General features: G+C 72.3%; 2 protein-coding genes and 1 pseudogene. All 3 read left to right on the top strand.

What is annotated here, in order from left to right; genetic code table 11:
- The first annotated feature begins 146 nt into the window (after positions 1-146).
- A complete protein-coding gene (locus tag ABD308_RS08635) occupies positions 147-1,052 on the top strand; it encodes a TetR family transcriptional regulator (RefSeq protein ID WP_344330196.1) in 906 nt (301 codons plus the stop codon).
- A 361-nt stretch (positions 1,053-1,413) separates the two neighbouring features.
- Positions 1,414-2,784 carry a crotonyl-CoA carboxylase/reductase gene (gene ccrA / locus ABD308_RS08630; RefSeq protein WP_344330188.1) on the top strand — a complete coding sequence of 457 codons (1,371 nt, stop codon included), beginning with the start codon at positions 1,414-1,416 and terminating at the stop codon, positions 2,782-2,784.
- A gap of 10 nt (positions 2,785-2,794) precedes the next feature.
- Positions 2,795-4,324, top strand: a pseudogene (locus tag ABD308_RS08625) (methylmalonyl-CoA mutase family protein); the annotation flags it as partial.

Here is a 4,324-nt window from a genome sequence, read left to right as displayed (position 1 = left end):
GGCCGCCGCTCCGCCAGGAGCGGCCCGGCTGGGGGACGGGCGCGGTCGCGGCGCACTGGCCCAGGCCCGCGGTGAGCGGCCCGGTCGCCCCGGTGCGCCGGGCAAGGCCCGCGGACGCGGCGCCGGGGACGTGTAGCGTTCCGGGCATGGATCGGGTTCAGTCAGTCTCCCCGCAGCAATCCGCCCCGGCGCGGGACGGCCGGCCGGCCGGGAACGGCCAGGACGGGGGCCCGGGCAACCGCCGGGCGGCGGCGCAGCGCCAGCAGATGCGCCAGGACCTGGCCACCGCCGCGATGGAGCTGTTCGCCTCGCAGGGCTACGAGGAGACCACGGTCGACCAGATCGCGGCGGCGGCCGGGGTGGCCCGGCGGACCTTCTTCCGGTACTTCCGGTCCAAGGAGGAGGCGATCTTCCCGGACCACGACGACACCCTGGTCCGGGTGGCCGATCTGCTGGCCAGCGCGGAGCCCGAGGAGCACCCGCTGGACGTGGTCTGCCGGGGCATCAAGGAGGTGCTGCGGATGTACGCCTCCACGCCCGGGGTCTCGGTGGCCCGGTACCAGCTGATCCGTCAGGTGCCGGCGCTGCGCGAGCGGGAGATCGCCGTGGTGGCCCGGTACGAGCGGCTGTTCACCCGCTACCTGCTGGGCCGGTTCGACACCGCCGGGGAGATCCCCTCGGGCTGGCAGCACGGCGGCGAGGACGACTCGATGCTGGCCGAGGTGTCGGCGGCGGCCGTGGTCGCGGCCCACAACCACGTGCTGCGGCGCTGGCTGCGGGCGGGCGGGCGCGGTGACGTCGAGGCGCAGCTGGACCACTCGTTCGAGGTGATCCGGCGGACCTTCTGGGCGTCCAGCGAGCCGGGGGCCCGACGGCGCGGTGCCGTGGTGGCACCCGGTGCCAGTGGGACGGAGGCGGAGGCCGCGACGGCCAGCGCACTGAGTGCCAGTCCCGGAGGTGAGGTGCTCATCACAGTCGCCCGGACGGACGCTCCACTGGATGTCGTGGTGGACGCCGTGCGCGCCGCCCTGGAGGGCGCCAAGCGGGCCTGAGCGCAGGCTTTTTCGCAGGTCACGGCGGCTCGAAGGGCCCGTGTCGACAGGTCGGCACGGGCCCTTTCCATGTCTTTCGCAGGCCCCGCGCGAGGGGCCGAAAGCGGCCGGAATTACTGGCACGCCGTGTCTTTACGAGTGGCACAGGGTGCCACTACCTTGTTACCCACCAGTCGCGGCGCCGCGGCTCCCCACCACGGCGCGCCGTCGTACCGGCGCTCCCCCAACCCCGGGAGCGACCCACCGCAGTGCCAGGCCCACCAGCCGCCCCACCCACCACCCCGTTCAGCGAAGCCGGTGTCCGCTCCCGGCTCCCCCAGACGCCCTGTGCCCTCACACAGGTACGCCTTCGGAGGCAGCCATGAAGGAAATCCTCGACGCGATCCTCAGCCCCGACAGCACCTCGGCGGACTTCGCCCACGCGAAGCTGCCGGAGTCCTACCGGGCGGTGACGCTCCACAAGGACGAGGAGCAGATGTTCGCCGGCCTCGACAGCCGCGACAAGGACCCCCGCGAGTCCCTCCACCTCGACGAGGTCCCGCTGCCCGAACTGGGCCCGGGCGAGGCGCTGGTCGCCGTCATGGCGAGCGCCGTGAACTACAACACCGTGTGGAGCTCGATCTTCGAGCCGGTCTCCACCTTCGGCTTCCTGGAGCGCTACGGCCGGCTCTCGCCGCTGACCAGGCGCCACGACCTGCCGTACCACGTGGTCGGCTCCGACCTCGCCGGCGTGGTGCTGCGCACCGGCGCCGGGGTCAACGCCTGGAAGCCGGGCGACGAGGTGGTCGCGCACTGCCTGTCCGTCGAGCTGGAGTCCTCCGACGGCCACAACGACACGATGATGGACCCGGAGCAGCGGATCTGGGGCTTCGAGACCAACTTCGGCGGCCTGGCCCAGCTGGCCCTGGTGAAGACCAACCAGCTGATGCCCAAGCCCGCCCACCTGACCTGGGAGGAGGCCGCCTCCCCCGGCCTGGTCAACTCCACCGCCTACCGCCAGCTGGTCTCGCGCAACGGCGCGGGCATGAAGCAGGGCGACAACGTGCTGATCTGGGGCGCCAGCGGCGGCCTCGGCTCCTACGCCACCCAGTACGCGCTGGCCGGCGGCGCCACCCCGGTCTGCGTCGTCTCCAGCCCGCAGAAGGCGGAGATCTGCCGGGCGATGGGCGCCGAGGCGATCATCGACCGCTCCGCCGAGGGCTACCGGTTCTGGAAGGACGAGCAGACCCAGGACCCGCGCGAGTGGAAGCGGCTCGGCGGGCGGATCCGCGAGCTGACCGGCGGCGAGGACGTCGACATCGTCTTCGAGCACCCCGGCCGGGAGACCTTCGGCGCCAGCGTCTACGTCACCCGCAAGGGCGGCACCATCGTCACCTGCGCCTCCACCTCCGGTTTCACGCACCAGTACGACAACCGGTACCTGTGGATGTCGCTCAAGCGGATCGTCGGCTCGCACTTCGCCAACTACCGTGAGGCCTGGGAGGCCAACCGCCTGGTGGCCAAGGGGAAGATCCACCCGACCGTCTCCAAGGTGTACCCGCTGGAGCAGACCGGCCAGGCCGCGCTGGACGTCCACCACAACAAGCACCAGGGCAAGGTCGGCGTGCTCTGCCTGGCCCCCGAGGAGGGCCTGGGCGTGCGCGACGCCGAGCTGCGCGCCCGGCACCTGCCGGCCATCAATCTGTTCCGCGAGCTCGGCGAGCGGACCGTTCAGCCCGGCCGAGACATCTGAGGAAACCCTGATGAGTGATCAGAAGCGGGACCGGCCCTGGCTGATGCGCACCTACGCCGGGCACTCGACGGCCGAGGACTCCAACGCGCTGTACCGGCGGAACCTCGCGAAGGGCCAGACCGGCCTCTCCGTCGCCTTCGACCTGCCGACCCAGACCGGCTACGACTCCGACCACGTCCTCGCCCGCGGCGAGGTCGGCCGGGTCGGCGTGCCGGTGGGCCACGTCGGCGACATGCGGACCCTGTTCGACGGCATCCCGCTCGAACGGACCAACACCTCGATGACCATCAACGCCACCGCGATGTGGCTGCTGGCGCTCTACCAGGTGGTCGCCGAGGAGCAGGGCGCCGACATCGCCCGGCTCACCGGCACCACCCAGAACGACATCGTCAAGGAGTACCTGTCGCGCGGGACGCACGTCTTCCCGCCCGGCCCCTCGGTGCGCCTGATCACCGACATGATCGCCTACACGGTCGGGAACCTCCCGAAGTGGAACCCGATCAACATCTGCAGCTACCACCTCCAGGAGGCCGGGGCCACCCCGGTCCAGGAGATCGCCTACGCGATGTGCACGGCGATCGAGGTGCTGGACGCCGTCCGCGACTCCGGCCAGGTGCCGGCCGAGCGGATGGGCGAGGTCGTCGCCCGGATCTCCTTCTTCGTCAACGCCGGCGTGCGGTTCGTCGAGGAGATGTGCAAGATGCGGGCCTTCGGCCGGCTCTGGGAGCGGATCACCCGCGAGCGGTACGGCGTCGAGGACCCCCGGCAGCGCCGGTTCCGCTACGGCGTCCAGGTCAACTCGCTCGGCCTGACCGAGGCGCAGCCGGAGAACAACGTCCAGCGGATCGTGCTGGAGATGCTCGCCGTCACCCTCTCCAAGGACGCCCGCGCCCGCGCCGTCCAGCTGCCCGCGTGGAACGAGGCGCTCGGCCTGCCCCGGCCGTGGGACCAGCAGTGGTCGCTGCGGATCCAGCAGGTGCTCGCCTACGAGTCCGACCTGCTGGAGTACGGGGACCTCTTCAACGGCTCCGAGGTGATCGAGGCCAAGACCGCCGAGCTGCTGGCCGGCGCCGAGGCGGAGATCGCCAAGGTGCTGGAGATGGGCGGGGTCATCCCGGCCGTCGAGTCCGGCTACCTGAAGTCCAACCTGGTCGCCTCGCACGCGGCCCGCCGGGCCCGGATCGAGTCCGGCGAGGACCGGATCGTCGGGGTGAACTGCTTCGACACCACCGAGGAGAGCCCGCTCACGGCGGACCTCGACACCGCGATCATGGTCGTCGACCCGGCCTCCGAGCGGTCCGTGCTGGCCGCCCTGGAGGCCTGGCGCGGGCAGCGCGACGAGGCCGCCGCGCTGCGCGCCCTGGCGGAGCTCAAGGCGGTCGCCGCCACCGCCGAGAACCTGGTGCCGGCCACCCTGGCCTGCGCCCGCGCCGGGGTCACCACCGGCGAGTGGGCCTTCGCGCTGCGCGAGGTGTTCGGCGAGTACCGCGCGCCCACCGGCGTGGGCGGCGCCCCGGTCGCGGTCGCGGCCGAGCCGGGC

The organism is Kitasatospora putterlickiae (assembly GCF_039527695.1).
Taxonomy (GTDB): domain Bacteria; phylum Actinomycetota; class Actinomycetes; order Streptomycetales; family Streptomycetaceae; genus Kitasatospora; species Kitasatospora putterlickiae.
The sequence above is the reverse complement of the archived record's forward strand: the minus strand, read 5'-3'. Positions and strand labels throughout refer to the sequence as shown.